Genomic DNA, 18891 nt, shown 5'->3' on the forward strand with positions numbered 1-18891 from the left:
TAAATCTACTTGCTATTTTTGGAGGTCTTGTAGGATAAAGGATGGAAAGGAATACGCTAAAAGATAGGAGTGCAACAGGCCAAAATGCGATCACTTTTTGTTACGTTAATATTACTTTTTAGTTCTCTTTCATTTGCTCAAAACTCCATCAATCTAACCAGTTGGAACATAGAATGGTTATCTATAGATGGTGGAAAAGTGTCGAGAACACCACAAGATTTTGAAAAGCTGACCCACTATGTGGATAAAACACAAGCCGACATTTTTGCTTTTCAAGAAGTCGAAAGTGCTGCTGCCATCCAAAAAGCCGTTGGCAATGACTTCACTATTTATCTTTCCGATCGTTCAAACGCCTCCAACCGACACCTTCAGTTTAACGACACCAACCAATACACAGGCTTTGCCGTGCGCAATGGCGTAAGCGTATTAGACAAGCCAGACTTCTCTATCACACGAGGCAACAGCAAGCTTCGCTTCGCGAGCTACCTTGTTTTCAATCCAAACCAAGAAAACGAGACTCACCTACTCTCTGTACATCTGAAAGCGGGTTGCAGTGGCGCGTATCGTAATAACCGCGATTGTAAGATAGTGAAACAACAAGGACAGGCACTAGCTAAGTGGATAAAGGCGCGCGAGGACAACAAACAACATTATGTCGTGCTTGGCGACTTTAACCACAACTTGGGTTATCAAGGAGATTGGTTGTGGGACGTGATATCGGACAATACTAGTGCAAAGCTAGTGACTAAAGACACTAAAGCGGAATGTAAAGTGCGCTCTAATCGTAATCCGAATAAAACCCACCAATTCCGCTCGGTGATAGACCACATCATTGCGAGTGGTGATTTAAAGGCGTCGTCTGGTGTTCAAACCGTTTTCAAAACACAAGATGTACTCGACTATAAACTGAGTGACCATTGCCCGGTTTCTACGACACTCACTTTTTAGCGTTTAAGTACTATTTTTAACGTTGAAGTACTTTCTTTATTGACGAACCACTCTTTTAGCGGTGAATGACCCAGCCGCCATTGCCACTATAAAGAGCAGAACTTGTGTGTTGCCAGTGAAAAGGCTGGCAACCGCAGGACCAGGACACACACCCAGTAACCCCCAACCAATACCAAACAGTACAGCACCACCGACTAACTTTTTGTCTATCGCTTTAGAAGTTGGGCATACAATCTCATCACCAAACACAGATTCGCTTCTTGGCTTTATTAATAAAAGATAAGCTGGAACGAACACCGCAAGTGCTCCGCCCATTACAAAGGCTAAGCTTGGATCCCATGCTCCAGTAATATCGAGAAAGCCAATCACTTTTGCCGGTTCAGCCATACCAGAGACCACCATACCAATACCAAAGAGCACACCAGAAAATGCAACAACGGACATTTGCTTAATACTTTTCATTACATGAGTTTTCATAACGGCACTATTCCTCACGATACTAGCAAGGCGGTTAACATGGCTGTGGCCATAAAAGTACACGTCGCGACCACAGAACGGATTGAGAAACGCCCTATCCCACAAATGCCATGACCACTAGTACAACCATTGCCGATACGCGTACCGACACCGACTAACAAGCCAGCAACGATAACTAAAACAACAGAACCGCTGTACTGTTCTGGTACATGCCCGCCAAGAACATAAACAGCAAACACGCCACCTAATACCATCGCAATTAAAAAAACAATGCGCCAAACGCGATCTGCGTTCTCAACGGCACCGTTTAAGATCCCACTGATCCCAGCAGTCTTGCCAGTAAATAGCATCAGTGTTATCGCTGATACGCCAACTATTATGCCGCCCAACAGCGACATCCAAGGAACTTCAAACATAGCAACCGCCAAACTAATTACTTACAGAAAACTTGCTTAAAGGCCTCAACCAGCGGACCAACTCTTTCATCAGAAATTGAATAAAATACCTGCTGAGAAACTTTTCTAGCTTTAATAATGTCGTGCTTTCTCAATACGGTGAGATGTTGTGAAAAAGCAGATTGGCTTAATGATGAACCTTCAAACAGTTCACCGACCCCTTTCTCGCCTTCAATCAGCTTACACATCACGATTAGGCGCTCTGGATGAGCCATAATTTTAAGCAGCTCACTCGCTTCGGTCGCACTTTGTAGCATACTGTCGCCCATTCTTATGCCTCTTCATTACTACATTACATTTTATTAGATATTACTAATTAATATTATTAAGTCAATGCTAATGTAGATTAAATAACATTAGACTTAGCTAATTTATTTAAGTAAGGTGTAGGCGTTTTCGATCATTCAGCAGGAGAAATCCATGAGCAAAATCGTGATTATTGGTGGGGTTGCTGGCGGTGCATCTGCAGCAGCTCGCGCTCGTCGTCTTAGTGAAGACGCAGAAATCATTATGTTTGAACGCGGTCCATTTGTGTCATTTGCAAACTGTGGCTTACCCTATCACATTGGTGGCGATATCCAAGAGCGCAGCAAACTGCTTCTTCAAACGCCTGAGAGCTTTCTAGCGCGTTTCAATGTTGATGTCCGTGTGATGAACGAAGTGGTTTCTATTAACCGTCAAGACAAAACGGTTACGGTTAACAATTTGCTTGATGGCTCGGAATACCAAGAGAGCTACGACTTTCTTCTACTTAGCCCTGGCGCAGGTCCAGTTGTGCCGCCTATTCCGGGTATTGATAACCCGTTAACACACTCGCTGCGCAATATTCCAGATATGGATCGCATCATTAAAACGATCGAAACCAACAAAGTTGAACACGCTACGGTCGTTGGTGGTGGTTTTATCGGTTTGGAAATGATGGAAGCCTTCCACCAGCTAGGCATAAAAACCACATTAGTTGAAATGGCGGATCAAGTGATGACGCCCGTTGACCGTGAAATGGCTGGCTTCGCACATGCTGAAATTCGTGAGAAAGGCATCGACCTTAAACTTGGCGTCGCACTTGAGTCGGTGAAATTCGTACCTAACGAGCACGTGGCAAGTTTCGACTCTGGTGAAAGCGAAAAACACCAACATCTAGAAGGTGAATTGGAATTAACACTAAACAATGGTGAAAGACTCACCACCGATATTCTGATTATGGCAATTGGTGTTCGCCCCGAGACCAAATTAGCAAAAGAAGCTGGCTTAGAAATCGGCGCTCTTGGTGGTATTTATACCAATGAATACATGCAAACCAGCGATCCTTCGATCTACGCTGTCGGCGACGCGGTAGAAGAGAAAGACTTCGTGACTGGCGAGCAAACTCTAGTGCCACTTGCGGGCCCGGCAAACCGTCAAGGCCGAATGGCAGCAGACAACATGCTTGGCCGCCAAGAAACTTACCAAGGTACGCAAGGCACGGCGATCTGTAAGATTTTTGATTTAGCCGTCGCTTCTACTGGTAAAAACGAGAAACAGCTGAAACGTGAAAACATCGCTTATGAAAAAGTGTATGTGCATACAGCAAGTCACGCGAGTTACTACCCAGGTGCAGAAACCGTGTCATTCAAAATGCTGTTTGATCCAGTAACAGGTAAAATATTAGGTGCACAAGCAGTAGGTAAAGACGGTGTTGATAAACGTATCGACGTAATGGCAGTTGCTCAGCGTGCTGGTATGACGGTAGAGCAACTGCAACACCTCGAGCTAACTTACGCGCCACCTTATGGCTCTGCTAAAGATGTAATTAACCAAGCGGCGTTTGTGGCAAATAACATCATCAAAGGCGATGCGACCGCGATTCATTATGATGAAATGGATTCACTGACAGAAGACCAACTGTTACTTGATGTTCGTAATCCTGGTGAATTGGAGTCCGTTGGTTATCTTGAAGGTGCAATTAATATTCCTGTCGATCAACTACGTCGTCGCATGCACGAACTTCCTAAAGACAAAGAGATCGTGATTTACTGTCAAGTTGGGTTACGCGGTAACGTAGCATACCGTCAGCTGGTCAACAATGGTTACAAAGCCCGCAACTTGATTGGTGGATACAGAACTCTCAAATTTGCTCGCTTATAACTTGATAATAAAAAAGAGAAAACCACGTGCTTGGTTTTCTCTTTTTTTGCAGGAAAGAAAGCGTAGATCATTCACCTTCAATTGCCAAACGGACTGCTGCTTGAGCATGGATAGAAGTGGTATCAAGTAGTGTAACCTCGGTGTGACTTTGGTTTACAAGTAAGGCAATTTCAGTGCACCCGAGAATCACAGCTTCAGCTCCGTGCTCTTTTAGTTTTTCAATAATTTGCAAGTATATCGTCCTTGACTCCTCTTTGATTTCACCTTGGCATAACTCTTTATAAATAATGTTATGTACTTTAGAGCGGTCGTCTTGATCGGGAATGACGACATCAAGCCCATAACGGTCGGAAAGCCTTCCTTTATAAAAGTCTTGCTCCATTGTGAATTGAGTACCAAGGAGTCCGACCTTTTGAACCCCTTTCTCACGAAGTAACTCAGCAGTCGCGTCTGCGATATGTAGTATGGGGATATTAATACTGGCTTCAATTTGAGGCGCAACTTTGTGCATTGTGTTAGTACAAATAAGAATGAAGTCAGCGCCCCCTTTTTCTATTGAAGATGCAGCATCAGATAGAATGCTTGCCGTTTCTTCCCATTTACCTTGATGTTGAAGTTTCTCTATCTCCGAAAAATTCACGCTATACATACAAATTTTTGCGGAATTTAAGCCGCCTAACGCCTCTTTGACTCCTTCGTTGATCAATTTGTAATAACTAAGCGTCGACTCCCAGCTCATACCACCTAGAAGACCGATAGTTTTCATATAACTCTCCAATCGTTATACACCACCGTGCCAGGGGTGTTTTTACAAAAAAAAATCAGCCACTTAAATAAGTAGCATTCAAGCGTCCTCACTATTGAGCATTGGGTAACACGAAAATAAAATCATTCCCACAAGGACCGCTACGCGATTCTCATATATCCTCGCAATATCGTTACTGCATTTCCAGAAAGCTTAACGTGCTCAGTGCTTAACAACTCTGTATGGACGACCCCACTTCTCTCGGAGGCTTGGAAGCCTTTCAGTTGCTTTTTGTTGAGCTCTTTAGCCCAGTAAACACATAAAGCGCAATGTGCAGAGCCTGTAACTGGATCCTCATTAACACCTACCCAAGGCGCGAAGTATCGAGAGACAAAATCGGCGTCAGTACTTGATTGAGCAGTGATGACGACGCCACGGCCCTTTTGTTTAAGCAGCGCACCAAAATCAGGGTCGAGCTGTTCAAGCACAAATTCATCATTAATGACGATCAACTGCTTATTATCAAACTGACCGTAGGCGACTACATTGGCGGCATCTAGCCCCAAGCCATGAAGTAAGTCTTTGTTAATACTCGCTCTCATATCTAAAGTTGGCGCAGGAAACACCAAATGAATTTCTTCATGATCGAGTTGTGCAGTTAAAACCCCAGATAGCGTAACGAACTCAATCGTATCTCCAGTATTATATAACCCCTGCTCTTTCAGAACGTGCGCCGTTGCAAGTGTGCCGTGTCCACACAAAGCAACTTCCGTCCTCGGTGTAAACCAACGAAGTTGCATTGTATTGAGTGACAGAAATGCCGTTTCAGATAACGACATCTCGGCCGCGATGGCCAACATCGTTTCCTCATCAAGGCTTGACTCTGTGATACAAACACCCGCGGGATTACCTTTGAAAACCTCTGATGTAAACGAGTCAACCTGAAAAATTTTAACTTCCACGAAATATCCTTAAGTTCTATCAAACACGTAATTCTGTATCACGTGATTTTTAATATCTGTTGTTTGAGCGAAAAAACCTATGAAATTTTCTACCAACCTTATAGGTCTTGTTGGAAGCGCTAACAAACAGGAGAATGTAGTTAATTATGCAAAACGTAAAAAGCCATCATCAATGTGACTCAATTGGATATCTTATCGGAGTTTTCGGCGTTTCTTTAGTTCTAATATGGATTGGTATTTATAAATTCACACCTACAGAGGCCAAGCTTATACAACCGCTCGTTGAAAATCATTTTCTGATGAGTTGGTTGTATGATGTGATGTCAGTTCAAGCCGTATCAAACATCATTGGCGCAACAGAAATCATTGTCGCTATTGGATTAATCGTTGGCCTTAAAAACACACGAGTCGCTTATTTTTCTGGCATAGCCGCCGCAATTATTTTTCTTGCGACACTCAGCTTTCTAATTACGACACCGAATACATGGAAAGTGTCTGATGGGGTTTTGGTGACAAACTTCTTTTTAGTAAAAGATATTCTATTTTTAGCTATTGCGATTAGCGTCATCGAACGAAACAAGCCAAACAGAGAATAACTCTAAATAGTTCGAAATCTTGTTTTTCCAGAACGTAGCCTGAAAGGTGCAAACGACTTACAAGTCGAATGGTTCTGTCAATAACTCTAAACAAAGGCTCTTAAATTTAGAGTGTTTAAGAGTCTTTGCCTCTTAATTATGCGAAACAACATCCTAGCGTAAAGTGAAAAGAAAAGCCTTTCACTCTACTGCTAAGGTTTATTGATACTTTGCCGAAGTAATGAACTCACCGAATGTCTCGCACCATACAACAACCGTATTGTATTCAGAAATTGAAGTGCTTTGAGGAACCTCAACAACGAAGTTATCGAACGTTTTGACATCACCAATTAAGCTCATCTCAGATTTAAGGTCATTAAACTCTTGTTCCGTTTCAACAAACTTAGGAGATAGATAGAGTTTATAGTCTGGTCCGGGAGCGAGTTTTCCTACCAACGTAATGACTTCAGAACTCAAATGAATTTCTCCCTCTCCCCAATGAAAAGCATCGCTACCTTTGAGTTCCCTCTTAAACACTGCGCTGTATTCTGCACCTTGCTTGCTCTTAGCAACTTGTTCATCGGTCGGCGCAGGTGGTGCAATAAGGATCGGTAAAGTATAGATACCTATCGCAATGCCAATAGAAACTGCCACTAAGTGACTGATTGTTAATTTAATTATATTTTTCAAGGTCATAAGCATCTTCTTATTAGTTTTACTACTTGAAATTAGATTCAAATCGGCCTTATCTGTCTATCATCGAGCAGCATAATGTCATTAACATTATACACAAGCTATGCGCACTAAATGCAGACTGAGCGCAATTAAAAACGGCTGATAATTAATATCAGCCGTTTGCTTATCGGAAATGTCGTTGTGCCGGTTTGGTCACTATTCCGCTTCCACCAAAGCGATCTTATCGGATGTCGATTTTTCCAATTTGATCGCAATAAACTTAGAGGTTGGCGTAAACGTTCTATCCCCATAACTGTCCAAAGGAACTAATGGGTTTGTTTCTGGATAGTAAGCCGCCGCCTGACCTGCTGGTACATCATAGGCAACAAGCGTAAATCCGCTCACACGGCGCTCAACGCCATCTTCCCACAATGACACCATGTCCACTTTGTCGCCCGGTTCAAAACCGAGTTTACGAATATCCGCTTCATTGATAAACAGCACTTCGCGCATACCAAATACTCCACGATAACGGTCATTCAAGCCGTAAAGTGTCGTATTGTATTGGTCGTGTGAGCGCATGGTTTGCAAGATCAAATCTGGCTTTTGGCCTTTTTCGAGTATCGCTTCGCTGATCAACTGCTTCGGCAACTCGCTAGATCTGAACTGCGCTTTGCCGCTTGGTGTGTTCCATCGACGCTCAGCAGCTGGGTTTACCAAGTGGAATCCACCCGGGTGTTTAAGCTTATGGTTAAAGTCGGTAAAGCCCGGAATCGTGTCGGCAATCAAATCGCGAATACGGTCGTAATCTTCAATCGCCCACAACCAATCAATTGGTTTTGCCCCGAGTGTAGCATTGGCAATACCGGCAATAATCGCTGGTTCTGAACGCAAATGCTCCGAACGCGGTTTTAGCTGACCAAATGAGATATGTACCATGCTGAAAGTATCTTCAACCGTCACACCTTGTGGGCCAGTCGCTTGCTGATCAATCTCAGTACGGCCTAAGCATGGAAGAATAAGCGCATCTTTACCTGTGACAAGGTGAGAACGATTTAACTTCGTCGAAATGTGTACGGTTAAATTACAGTTTCGCATCGCGTTGTGCGTACGTTCTGTGTCTGGCGTTGCTTGTGCAAAGTTACCGCCCAAACCGATAAATACTTTCGCTTGCCCTTCTTCCATCGCTTTAATGGCTTGCACAGTGTTGTGGCCTTCACCACGCGGGACGTCAAAGTTAAATCGACTTTCAATGCGATCCAACAACAGATCTGAAGGTTTTTCATCAATGCCCATCGTACGGTCGCCCTGAACGTTACTGTGACCACGCACTGGTGAAAGCCCCGCTCCCGGCTTACCAACGTTACCTCGTAACATTTGCACGTTTGCGACTTCTTTAATGGTTGGCACAGAGTGACGATGCTGAGTCAACCCCATCGCCCAACACATGATCACACGTTCTGCACGTCGATACATGCTCGCCACCATCTCGATTTCACTTAAATCAAGACCCGATTGTTCCGCGATGTGTTCCCAAGAGGTTGCGTCCACTTCAGCCAAATACTCATCAATACCTATCGTGTGTTGTTTGATGAATTCACGGTCAAATACCGCTTTGCCACCGTTTTGCAATGCCTCGCGTTCCCATTGCAACAAGAATTTTGCGATTCCACGAAACACTGCCATGTCTCCGCCCAAAGCAGGACGCAGGTACGCCGTGTTGGTAGGCTCTGAGCCGTTGCTCAACATCTCAATCGGCATTTGTGGGTTTTGGAAACGCTCTAATCCGCGCTCTTTCAGCGGGTTTAGACAGATAACCTGTGCACCACGTTTTACCGCTTCGCGCAGAGGTTCAAGCATTCGTGGGTGGTTCGTGCCCGGGTTTTGACCAATCACGAAAATCGCATCGGCTTCTTCAAAATCATCAAAGATCACTGTGCCTTTACCAACGCCAATGGTGTCTTTCATCCCTATTGCACTGGCTTCGTGACACATGTTGGAACAATCTGGAAAGTTATTGGTACCGAATGCGCGCACAAATAGCTGATACAAAAACGCCGCTTCGTTGCTTGCACGACCAGAGGTATAAAACTCAGCTTGGTGTGGTGAATCCAATTGATTGAGATGTTTCGCGACAAGTGCAAAAGCCTCATCCCAAGAGACTGGCACGTAGTGATCGGATTCAGCATCGTATCGCATTGGGTGCGTGATACGGCCTTGGTATTCCAACCAGTAATCGGTTTGCGTTGAGAGAGAAGATACGCTGTGATTGGCAAAAAACTCAGGATCAACCAGACGATTGGTCGCCTCCCAGTTTACCGCTTTCGCGCCATTCTCACAGAAATTGACTTTACCACTATCTGGCGACTCACCCCATGCACATCCCGGACAGTCGAAACCGCCATTTTGGTTGGTTTTGAGCATAGTGCGAATGTTTTTAACTGCATTTTCACTGCCCCACCAACTTCTGGTTACGGCTTTCAGTGCACCCCAACCACCAGCTGGACCTTTGTATGTTTTTATTTGTTCTTTTTGGCTCACGACTTTACTCCTCGCAGATATACCAGCAAGCAGGGTGCCCGTGAAAACAAGCGCGTTATTTATTGAGATAATGCGGAAGTATTGAAGGGCTTAGTTTCTAATCCATGTATTTTTTAATCCAAATAAGTAACCACTCAACATACTCTCGCTTGTCCGAGCGTTTACTTATCTAGATTCTTGATATCGGATACCCGCCTACTGTTTCTAAGACTGGTAGATTCAATTCGCATTGTTGCGCCTTGATCTAAATCAAAGATTAAGTCGTTATTCAATATGCGTCCAATTGATAATCCTGACCGAGTGATAAACAAAATCTATGACGATTTTTTCCACTGACGGTCAGCACATTTTTAATCAATACAACTTATGAGGTTAATCGTTTTCCCATTCGATTCCACCTAGTTCGCTTAACGAACTCAATAAAATCGGCCCTCTTGATAATAGATAGTATCTATCACACTATAGATACTTTAAATTTGACCCTAATTAATATCAGGAATAGCCTTGATTCAGATCAATTTTGAGTGTGGTTTTATTCTTGACTTGGTTTTGGTTTTCCATTCCCCAGTTAAAACGCTCCAGCGCTTAAAAAGTACGGTAGTGCTGTGCCCTTTTTAGGGAGTTCCCCCGTACATGTGACTCACAACGCAAGGTTAACAAGCCATTATGGATATCAAACAACTTAAATATCTCATCGCACTTGAACAGACCAAACACTTTGGTCAAGCCGCCGCATTGTGCCACATTACGCAGCCTACCTTGTCCATGAGGATCCGAAGCTTAGAGGAAGAACTCGATCTCGAATTAATCCAAAGAAGTCAACGATTTGAAGGATTTACAGAAGCCGGAGAACGCATTTTAGCTTGGGCAAAAACCGTCTTAGCAGCTCATGATGGATTGCAAGCTGAAGCCGCCAACTGCCGTGGTCAGTTGGTCGGCTCTCTTCGGCTTGGAATGGTGCCACTCGCCAGCCAAAACCCGATGCAATTTCTCAAACCATTAGCTCACCAGTTCCCTGAGTTACGCTTTCAAATACTCTCCATGACGACCGAACAGATCATAGACCAACTCAATCGCAATCAACTAGATTTGGGGATGTGTTATGTCGATCAAGTTAACACCGCTTACTTCGATGTTATCGAGCTCGACTCGACCAAACTTGGCGTTTTATTCGATGAGCGTCATTTTGATTTTGCCGAATCTGAAGTGTTGTTGGAGTCACTCAATAACATTCCGCTAGGGCTGCTTTCGAAGGGTATGCACTATCGCCACTCAATTGATCTTAGCTTTGTGAGTAAAGGGCTAGTTCCGCAAACCGTCATTGAAAGTAACTCCACCTTTCACTTGATCCAAGCAGTAACCAGTGGCCTTTGTTGCGCCATTATGCCGCTGAACTGTGGATTGGAAGAGTTGAACGATACGCTTCGCATTATCCCTATCGAAGAAGCCGCCGTTCACGCGCCGCTAGGTTTGTTAAAGCGAAAACAAGAACCCTTCTCCGCGCTAACCGATCAGTGCTTCGCAGAAGCGAAGAACATATTCAATCGATAACAACAACCCACACGTCAATTTTTGGCATACATAACGGCTTATGAGGTGATTTCATGAGATGTACTACTCAATCTTATTTTGAACTGTCCGATTTCAATCAAGCACCACCTCAACCAAGTGCGTTCAATTACCGAGAATTGATTGATGGCCGCCCAGTGCAACAAATGTCGCTGGCGAGTGAATCCGCCTTAGCTATCAGCTACAACGGCATTAGCCAAGCGGTCATGATGGTGACGCCAGGCCATCTGGAAGACTTCGTAAAAGGATTTAGCCTAAGCACAGGCATCGTCCACGACTTCAAAGAGATCAAAGACATTGAAGTTGGTGGCGATCACGAATCTCACTATGCGGAAGTGGAAATCAGCAACCGCGCTTTCTGGGCGTTAAAAACACAACGCCGGAATCTTGCCGGCACAACTGGATGCGGCATTTGTGGTGTCGAGGCTCTGGAACAAGCTTTGCCTGATTTAGCACCGCTAACACCGTCTCTTCCTCCGCGCTCCGATGTATTTGAAGGGCTGCGAGACAAAGTCGCACTGCATCAAGAAGCCGCACGTGAATCTGGCGCGTTACACGCCGCCTTATTTGCAGATTTACAAGGCAACATCAAGTTGTGCCGAGAGGACATCGGCCGTCACAACGCGCTAGATAAGTTGATTGGCGCATTGGCCAACAATCACATCGAACCTCAAAGTGGCTTCGCAATAATGACAAGCCGTTGCAGCTTAGAGTTGATCCACAAAGCCGTTCGCGCGCGTATCCCCACTCTGGTTTGCTTATCTGCACCTACAGCGTTAACTGTCGAATGGGCAAGAAGAAACCATTTGAACCTAATTCACTTGCCAAAACACAGCTCGCCGCGTCTATACAGCCCTGCACCTTAACACGTCAACCTAGCCGAATTCCTAATATTTCTAACAGAGACCTCTGGGTCTCTGTTGTTTGCTTCTCGTTCCCAATTGATACTTAGCGACAAGACACTATTCTCTCCAACCAAACGAGCTCACCCCTTGTCAGCACTAAGCTTGCGTATATTAACCTGCTTGCATTTGAACGCTTTCCAATCCGATAAGAACGCTGTCAAAAAACCATAAATTAGTAAGGGTTTTGTGTGACTCTTTTCACGCTTTTCCGCCTTCCTAGGCATTTCTAGGAATTTTTCCTAGCCGATCTAGGCAACCATCTCATGTGCCTCACAAAACCACTCTCTAGAATTCCGCTCAGTCAAAGGTAACAAGAGCACATAACGGTCTCCGTTGTGTTTCTAAAACAATTACAAGAGAGTTCATCATGTTAAAATTCCTCGAACAGGTGCGGAAGCCGACCCTCGATCTTCCTGTCGAAGTTAGAAGAAAGATGTGGTTTAAACCATTCATCCAATCTTACTTGGTCGTATTCATCGGCTACCTAACCATGTACTTGATTCGTAAGAACTTCAATGTCGCGCAAAACGACATGATCTCAACTTACGGTTTGAGCATGACAGACCTAGGTCTTATTGGCCTTGGCTTCTCCATCACATACGGCATCGGTAAAACCGTTGTGTCTTACTACGCTGACGGTAAGAACACCAAGCAATTCCTCCCTTTTATGCTGATCCTTTCTGGTCTTGCAATGCTTGGTTTCAGCTTCAGCATGGGCGGCGGTAGTGCAAGCCTGTTCTTGATGGTGGCTTTCTACGCTCTGAGTGGTTTCTTCCAAAGTACTGGTGGCCCTTCTAGTTACTCAACCATTACAAAATGGACACCTCGTAACAAGCGCGGCTCTTACCTAGGCTTGTGGAACATGTCACACAACGTTGGTGGTGCGGGCGCAGCGGGTGTTGCTCTTTTCGGTGCTAACTACCTATTCGACGGCCACGTAATCGGCATGTTCGTGTTCCCCTCTATCATCGCGATCATCGTTGGCTTTATCGGTATGCGCTTTGGTAGCGACTCTCCAGAAGCTTACGGTCTAGGTAAAGTAGAAGAACTTTTCGATGAAGCAGTGAGTGAAGAAGACACCGCCGCAGAAGAAAACCAGATGACCAAAAAAGAAATATTTGTTGAATACGTTCTTAAAAACAAAGTTATCTGGCTACTTTGCTTTGCCAACATCTTCCTTTACATCGTGCGTATTGGTATCGACCAATGGTCAACGGTATACGCGTACCAAGAGCTTGGTCTGTCAAAAGAAACGGCAATCTCTGGCTTTACTCTATTCGAAGTCGGTGCGCTTGTGGGTACTTTGATGTGGGGTTACTTATCTGACTTAGCAAACGGTCGCCGCGCATTGGTTGCTTGTGTATCTCTTGGTTTGATCATCGTATCGCTTGAGTTCTACCAACACGCCACTAGCGAGTTCATGTACTTAGCCTCTCTATTTGTATTGGGCTTCTTGGTGTTTGGTCCGCAACTTCTTATCGGTGTTGCCGCGGTTGGTTTTGTCCCTAAAAAAGCAATCAGTGTGGCTGACGGCGTAAAAGGTACATTCGCTTACCTAATCGGTGACAGCTTCGCGAAACTTGGTCTCGGTATGATTGCAGACGGTACACCTATCTTCGGCTTAACTGGTTGGAAAGGTACCTTCGCAGCTCTAGATACCTCCGCCATGATTTGTATTGTTTTGCTTGCTTTCGTCGCTATCGCGGAAGAGAAGAAGATTCGACACGCGAAGAAGCTTCAACTTGCACAAAACCAAGCCTAGCTTCTCTGCGCGCTTTACTTCGGTAAAGCGCGCAAGATCATTAAAATGAGTTGATCAATTCAGTATCATTAAAGGTTTTTCTATTGGCTCCTGTTGGAGCTTATTGTTGTTAGTCGTCTGCTCTATTTGGTTGTAATAATGATTCATGTTGCTCTAGTTGATGATCACGTCATCGTGCGTTCAGGTTTCGCACAATTATTAAATTTAGAAAGTGATATTACCGTTGTCGGTGAATTCGGCTCTGTCGCCGAAGCGCGCAAAGGCTTGCCTGCGGTACACCCTCATGTCATCATCCTAGATATCTCCATGCCAGATGAAAGCGGCTTAAACTTTCTTAGCGAAATACCAACTGGCATTGCCTGCGTGATGCTTAGCGTGCATGACTCCCCTGCGATGGTGGAAAAATCACTAAAGCTAGGTGCAAAAGGCTATCTTAGTAAACGCTGTAGCCCAGACGAACTTATTCAAGCCGTGAGAACCAGTGCTTCTGGCGGCTGTTACCTCACATCAGATATTGCACTTAAACTTGCAACGCCTAGCGACAACACCACCTCTCTATGCCAACTGACAAAACGTGAAAACGAGGTATGTCAGCTACTTGCGACCGGGTTGGATGTAAAGTCTGTCGCGGCAGAGCTTGGCTTGAGCCACAAGACCGTGCATGTGCATCGTGCGAATGCCATCGACAAACTCGGCGTGAAAAACAACGTTGAGCTCGCCAAACTATTTTCTCAAGAGTCCTTTTAATGCGAGCTTACGCTGTTACCACCATTTGCGGACTATTTGTTATGGCTTGCGCCTGGTTCTGCTTATGGGTGATTGCCTATTACTTTGTCAATGATCCCGAACTGGCGATCTTATTGTTTCCTTTCGCTTTAAGATTAGGTGTCGCCCTGCACACTCGCACCGCTTATTGGCCGACGATTTACCTTTCGGAGTGGGGACTTTCCATCGCACTTGCGATCTTACTGGGTCAACCGCAGTGGCTTACCGTGCTGATTGCGAGCATTGCCAGTATCCCGGTCACTCTGATTGCGAAAAAATACTACTACGGTGACCAAAACCGCCACTTAGCCGTCATGGGCGTTGTGATCATCATTACCGCCTTCATCAACGTAATGGCGGTCGGCTTTCACGTGCCTTCTGTTTACATGGTGTGGTTAGCCAGTATTTCTGGTGGGCTGATGCTGGTTCCTATGTGTTACCTACTGTGGAACTACCTATTTCAAAGCCGATGGTCGCCTCTGACGTCGCATCTTTTGAACAACACTGTGGTGTTCAGCATTCGCCACATTGTGTTTTACGCCGTACTTCTTATCGGCAGCATTCTAGTGCAAACGAGTTTGCCTGAAGAGTTAAAACGATTTGCGCCATTTTGTATGGCTATCCCAATCATCGTGCTGGCACTTCGTTACGGCTGGCAAGGAGCCCTACTCGCCACCATGCTCAACAGCATTGCGCTGATTGCGGCTCGCAGCGGCGTATCAAATCTAGAAATCACCGATTTGTTATTATCTCTCTCGGCGCAAACCATCACCGGCATTATGCTCGGCTTAGGGGTTCAGAAACAAAAAGACCTCAATCACAAACTGCGCGGCGAACTTGCACGCAATCAGAATTTGTCTCGCCAGCTTATCAAAGCGGAAGAATCGGTAAGACGCGATATTGCGCGCGAGCTACATGACGAAATTGGACAGAACATCACGGCGATCCGCACACAAGCCAACATCATTAAGCGGGTAAATAACGCCGAAACAAGCGTGGGTTGCGCCGACATGATCGAAGGGCTTTCCCTCAACGTGTACGACACCACTAAGCGACTGTTAAGCAAGCTAAGACCAAAAATGCTGGATGATTTGGACTTAAAAGAATCCGTCGAGCAACTGACGCGAGAGATGGAATTCGCCAATCACGGAACAACTGTTCAACTGAACTGGCAAGGCGATTACACCAGCCTGAGTGACACACTCAAAGTAACCCTATTCCGTTTATGCCAAGAGTCATTAAATAACGCTGCCAAGTACGCAGAAGCGCAGTTGATCAATATTGAACTGACAATTGGAGAAGCTGCGGTGTCACTGATGATTCACGATGATGGTGTCGGATTCAAAGTTCAGGACAGCATGAAAGGCATGGGCGTTCGCGGCATGCAAGAACGTGTGCACGCGTTAGGTGGAAAAATGGTTATCTACTCCACCAGCGATCAAGTGATCGGCACACAAATCAGCATTACTTTACCTAAGGTGTAACTCAAGATGTTTGGATTTTTACGTTCACCTAAATTTACTCAACCGAGCCTGAGCAACGAGCAAATCGACCAGCGTTACCACCATTGGCGTTTGCACATTATGTTGGGGATGTACATCGGCTACGCAGGTTTCTACTTTACCCGTAAGACCTTTAACTACGCCGCACCAGCGATGATTACCGATCTTGGCTTAGATAAAGGCGATTTGGGTCTTATCGGTACACTTTTCTACATTACTTACGGCTGTTCGAAGTTTATTTCTGGCACGATTTCGGATCGCTCTAACCCTCGTTATTTCATGGGATTAGGATTGATTGCGACAGGTCTGGTCAATATCGCGTTCGGTTTTTCTAGCTCACTCGCGGCTTTCATTACTCTGTGGATCTTAAACGCCTGGTTCCAAGGCTGGGGCTGGCCTTCATGCTCCAAGCTGTTAACCACTTGGTATTCACGCTCCGAGCGTGGCTTCTTATGGGCCATTTGGAACACCGCACACAACGTTGGTGGCGCGCTGATCCCTATTTTGGTGGGCTATTTAACGTTGCACTACAGCTGGCGTGAAGGCTTTATTCTACCCGGCATCATCGGCGTATTACTCGGTCTATTCGTTTGTTGGCGATTGCGCGACAAACCCACAACAATGGGTTTACCAAGTGTCGGCCAATGGCGCAACGACGCACTAGAACTTGCGCAGGAAAATTACGGACGTGGCCTCACCTACCGAGAAATTCTGAAATCGTACGTATTTAACAACAAATACATCTGGCTGCTCGCGTTCAGTTATGTGTTGGTTTACATCGTCCGAACCGCAATCAATGACTGGGGAAACCTGTACTTGACCGAGCAGCATCACTATAGCCTGATTAATGCCAACGCTGCTCTGTCTATGTTTGAAATCGGCGGTTTTGTTGGTTCATTGGTTGCGGGCTGGGGCTCAGACAAACTCTTTGGCGGTAACCGTGGACCAATGAACTTGCTGTTCGCGATTGGGATTTTCTTATCTGTCTCTGCGCTTTGGCTAATGCCTCTGACCAACTTTGCATTCCAAGCAGCGGGATTGTTCTCCATCGGCTTCTTTGTCTTTGGACCACAAATGCTGATCGGTATGGCGGCGGCGGAGTGCTCTCACAAAGATTCTGCCGGCGCGGCAACAGGATTCGTGGGCTTGTTCGCCTACATGGGCGCAGCATTGTCTGGCTATCCACTGGCATTAATTCTTGAAGAATATCATTGGACAGGTTTCTTCATCACCATTTCAGTTTGTGCAGCCGTCATTGGCCTTTTGTTGCTGCCATTTTTGCAAGCGCAACCATCACGAAAACCACTCGAACCAAAACCTCGATTGTAAATCGACTTATCGCCCTTCGGTCAAATTGGCGAGTGACCTAACCGAGCTCGCCATCCTTATTTAACGTATCTCTGCTCAATTTTTCTTCCGATTCAGTTCGGAGGGTTAACTATGGGAAAAATTCATGAATTTGAACACTATTTCATCGCATAGCTTCTTTCAAATGAACAACAAAATCCAAAACTACGCTTGGGGAAGCACCTCTTCTATTCACGATTTGTTTGGCTTTTCTAACGAAACGAATGAGCCTCAAGCAGAAGTATGGATGGGTACTCACCCAAACGGCTGCTCTGAAGTTCAGATTGAGCAAAACACGCTGCCTTTGTCTGAACTGATCAAACAAAACCAACCCGCTTACTTATCAGCAGAAACCGCAGCGAAATTTGGCGACCTGCCCTTTCTGTTTAAGATCTTAGCGGCCGAACATGCACTGTCGATTCAAGTTCACCCAAGCAAACAAGATGCCGAAATAGGTTTCGAAAAAGAGCAAAGTGCTGGCATCCCACTAAACGCGAGCCATCGTAACTACAAGGATCCAAACCACAAACCTGAGTTGGTGTACGCGCTGACAAGTTACCAAGCCATGAACGGTTTTCGTTCGTATGACGAGATTATTGAGGCATTTGGCCTTTGCGATATCGATGAGCTACGCGCACCGCTAGATGCCTTCAAACGCGAAATCAACTCACAAGGTTTACGCGATTTCTTTGTGCACATTCTGACCATGGAAGGAGAAACAAAAGAGCGAGCACTGAAACAGCTTCTTGCCCACGCTTCACGTCAATCGGAGCAAGGCACTGACAGCGACGTTTTCCAGCTCATCTTGGATCTATCCACTCAATACCCTGGCGATGTCGGCTTGTTTGCGCCATTACTGTTGAATGTCATCACGCTGCAACCTGGCGAATCCATGTTCCTGAGCGCAAGAACGCCACACGCTTACATTAAAGGTACGGGATTAGAGATCATGGCGAACTCAGATAACGTTTTGCGTGCAGGACTCACGCCGAAACATATGGATGTTGAAGAACTGGTTAAATGCACAGACTTTGTGCCTAAGCCGTTTAACAGCCTTGTTCTAGAACCCAATGCCGATGGTTGCCAAAGCCTTTATCCGGTCCCAGTGGCAGACTTTAGTTTCAGCATTCTTAACCAACCGAACAATGAAGTGGTTGATGCCAATAGCGCAGAGATTTTGATGGCGATTGATGCCGACCTGACACTCATCAGTGATAACGGTGAGACGTTAACCGCCGCGAAGGGACAATCTGTATTTGTTCCTGCTTACGTTGGCCATTACCGTATTCAAAGTGCGGGACGTGTGGCTCGCGCCTTCAACTAGTTTTTGAACAACCGATTCAAACTAACGTCTGACCCAAGGGACTGGGTTAGACAATTTATTCCTTTCATAGATTGAACCATTCCGCTCTTAAGGCACTCATGCTTACACCTTGTCGAATCAAAACACCTACAGGCCAGTTTCTCTAAAAGCCATAACCTCCCGGATCTACCATTTACTCAACATTCATTGTCAAAACCCATTTATGTCCGATAAAT

General features: G+C 45.3%; 17 protein-coding genes. 10 read left to right on the forward strand and 7 right to left on the reverse strand.

Going from position 1 to position 18891, the window contains the following annotated elements; translation table 11 throughout:
• The first annotated feature begins 84 nt into the window (after positions 1 to 84).
• Positions 85 to 948 (forward strand): endonuclease/exonuclease/phosphatase family protein, encoded by an 864-nt coding sequence (locus R7Z50_RS19820; protein WP_137282617.1) that lies wholly within the window; start codon positions 85 to 87, stop codon positions 946 to 948.
• A 36-nt stretch (positions 949 to 984) separates the two neighbouring features.
• Here R7Z50_RS19820 and R7Z50_RS19825 read toward each other — a convergent pair whose 3' ends face one another.
• The 3 genes from R7Z50_RS19825 to R7Z50_RS19835 are packed head-to-tail and all read right to left on the reverse strand — an operon-like array spanning position 985 to position 2149.
• Positions 985 to 1425, reverse strand: coding sequence for a YeeE/YedE family protein (locus tag R7Z50_RS19825; RefSeq protein WP_053307706.1), 441 nt, complete (start codon positions 1423 to 1425; stop codon positions 985 to 987).
• A gap of 14 nt (positions 1426 to 1439) precedes the next feature.
• Positions 1440 to 1853 (reverse strand): YeeE/YedE family protein, encoded by a 414-nt coding sequence (locus R7Z50_RS19830; RefSeq protein ID WP_372081249.1) that lies wholly within the window; start codon positions 1851 to 1853, stop codon positions 1440 to 1442.
• A 5-nt stretch (positions 1854 to 1858) separates the two neighbouring features.
• Positions 1859 to 2149 carry an ArsR/SmtB family transcription factor gene (locus tag R7Z50_RS19835; protein WP_005376206.1) on the reverse strand — a complete coding sequence of 97 codons (291 nt, stop codon included), beginning with the start codon at positions 2147 to 2149 and terminating at the stop codon, positions 1859 to 1861.
• Positions 2150 to 2300: 151 nt separating this feature from the next.
• Between R7Z50_RS19835 and R7Z50_RS19840 the strand changes: the two genes are divergently transcribed.
• Positions 2301 to 4004 (forward strand): FAD-dependent oxidoreductase, encoded by a 1704-nt coding sequence (locus R7Z50_RS19840; RefSeq protein WP_017820173.1) that lies wholly within the window; start codon positions 2301 to 2303, stop codon positions 4002 to 4004.
• A gap of 67 nt (positions 4005 to 4071) precedes the next feature.
• Here the strand turns inward: R7Z50_RS19840 and R7Z50_RS19845 are convergent, their stop codons facing one another.
• Both R7Z50_RS19845 and R7Z50_RS19850 read right to left on the reverse strand, forming a co-directional pair.
• Positions 4072 to 4770, reverse strand: coding sequence for an aspartate/glutamate racemase family protein (locus tag R7Z50_RS19845; protein WP_017820174.1), 699 nt, complete (start codon positions 4768 to 4770; stop codon positions 4072 to 4074).
• Positions 4771 to 4910: 140 nt separating this feature from the next.
• Positions 4911 to 5711: a PhzF family phenazine biosynthesis protein gene (locus R7Z50_RS19850; RefSeq protein ID WP_017634635.1), complete on the reverse strand. Its 801-nt coding sequence runs from the start codon at positions 5709 to 5711 to the stop codon at positions 4911 to 4913.
• Positions 5712 to 5857: 146 nt separating this feature from the next.
• On the opposite strand from R7Z50_RS19850, the gene R7Z50_RS19855 reads away from it, so the two are divergent.
• Positions 5858 to 6307, forward strand: coding sequence for a YkgB family protein (locus R7Z50_RS19855; protein ID WP_005376100.1), 450 nt, complete (start codon positions 5858 to 5860; stop codon positions 6305 to 6307).
• Positions 6308 to 6505: 198 nt separating this feature from the next.
• Here the strand turns inward: R7Z50_RS19855 and R7Z50_RS19860 are convergent, their stop codons facing one another.
• Both R7Z50_RS19860 and R7Z50_RS19865 read right to left on the reverse strand, forming a co-directional pair.
• The gene (locus tag R7Z50_RS19860) at positions 6506 to 6982 is read right to left on the reverse strand and encodes a DM13 domain-containing protein (protein WP_005376099.1); all 477 of its coding nucleotides are present in this window, start codon (positions 6980 to 6982) and stop codon (positions 6506 to 6508) included.
• 195 nt (positions 6983 to 7177) lie between these two features.
• Positions 7178 to 9502 (reverse strand): FdhF/YdeP family oxidoreductase, encoded by a 2325-nt coding sequence (locus tag R7Z50_RS19865; RefSeq protein WP_285384880.1) that lies wholly within the window; start codon positions 9500 to 9502, stop codon positions 7178 to 7180.
• Between the two features lie 666 nt (positions 9503 to 10168).
• Here R7Z50_RS19865 and R7Z50_RS19870 point away from each other — a divergent pair.
• The 7 genes from R7Z50_RS19870 (at position 10169) to manA (ending at position 18676) form a co-directional block, all read left to right on the forward strand.
• Positions 10169 to 11053, forward strand: a complete 885-nt coding sequence (locus R7Z50_RS19870) for a LysR family transcriptional regulator (protein ID WP_042520947.1) — start codon at positions 10169 to 10171, stop codon at positions 11051 to 11053.
• Positions 11054 to 11106: 53 nt separating this feature from the next.
• Positions 11107 to 11937 (forward strand): formate dehydrogenase accessory sulfurtransferase FdhD, encoded by an 831-nt coding sequence (fdhD, locus tag R7Z50_RS19875; protein ID WP_042520949.1) that lies wholly within the window; start codon positions 11107 to 11109, stop codon positions 11935 to 11937.
• A 406-nt stretch (positions 11938 to 12343) separates the two neighbouring features.
• Positions 12344 to 13738 carry a hexose-6-phosphate:phosphate antiporter gene (gene uhpT, locus R7Z50_RS19880; protein ID WP_021707729.1) on the forward strand — a complete coding sequence of 465 codons (1395 nt, stop codon included), beginning with the start codon at positions 12344 to 12346 and terminating at the stop codon, positions 13736 to 13738.
• Between the two features lie 138 nt (positions 13739 to 13876).
• Positions 13877 to 14485 carry a transcriptional regulator UhpA gene (uhpA, locus tag R7Z50_RS19885; RefSeq protein ID WP_042520951.1) on the forward strand — a complete coding sequence of 203 codons (609 nt, stop codon included), beginning with the start codon at positions 13877 to 13879 and terminating at the stop codon, positions 14483 to 14485.
• Positions 14485 to 15987, forward strand: a complete 1503-nt coding sequence (uhpB, locus tag R7Z50_RS19890; RefSeq protein WP_042520953.1) for a signal transduction histidine-protein kinase/phosphatase UhpB — start codon at positions 14485 to 14487, stop codon at positions 15985 to 15987. Before uhpA ends, uhpB begins: the two co-directional genes overlap by 1 nt.
• A 6-nt stretch (positions 15988 to 15993) precedes the next feature.
• Positions 15994 to 17334: an MFS transporter gene (locus R7Z50_RS19895; protein ID WP_005376086.1), complete on the forward strand. Its 1341-nt coding sequence runs from the start codon at positions 15994 to 15996 to the stop codon at positions 17332 to 17334.
• 124 nt (positions 17335 to 17458) lie between these two features.
• Positions 17459 to 18676, forward strand: a complete 1218-nt coding sequence (gene manA, locus R7Z50_RS19900) for a mannose-6-phosphate isomerase, class I (RefSeq protein ID WP_042520955.1) — start codon at positions 17459 to 17461, stop codon at positions 18674 to 18676.
• The last annotated feature ends 215 nt before the right edge of the window (positions 18677 to 18891 follow it).

It is taken from the genome of Vibrio sp. 1249-1, assembly GCF_033340495.1.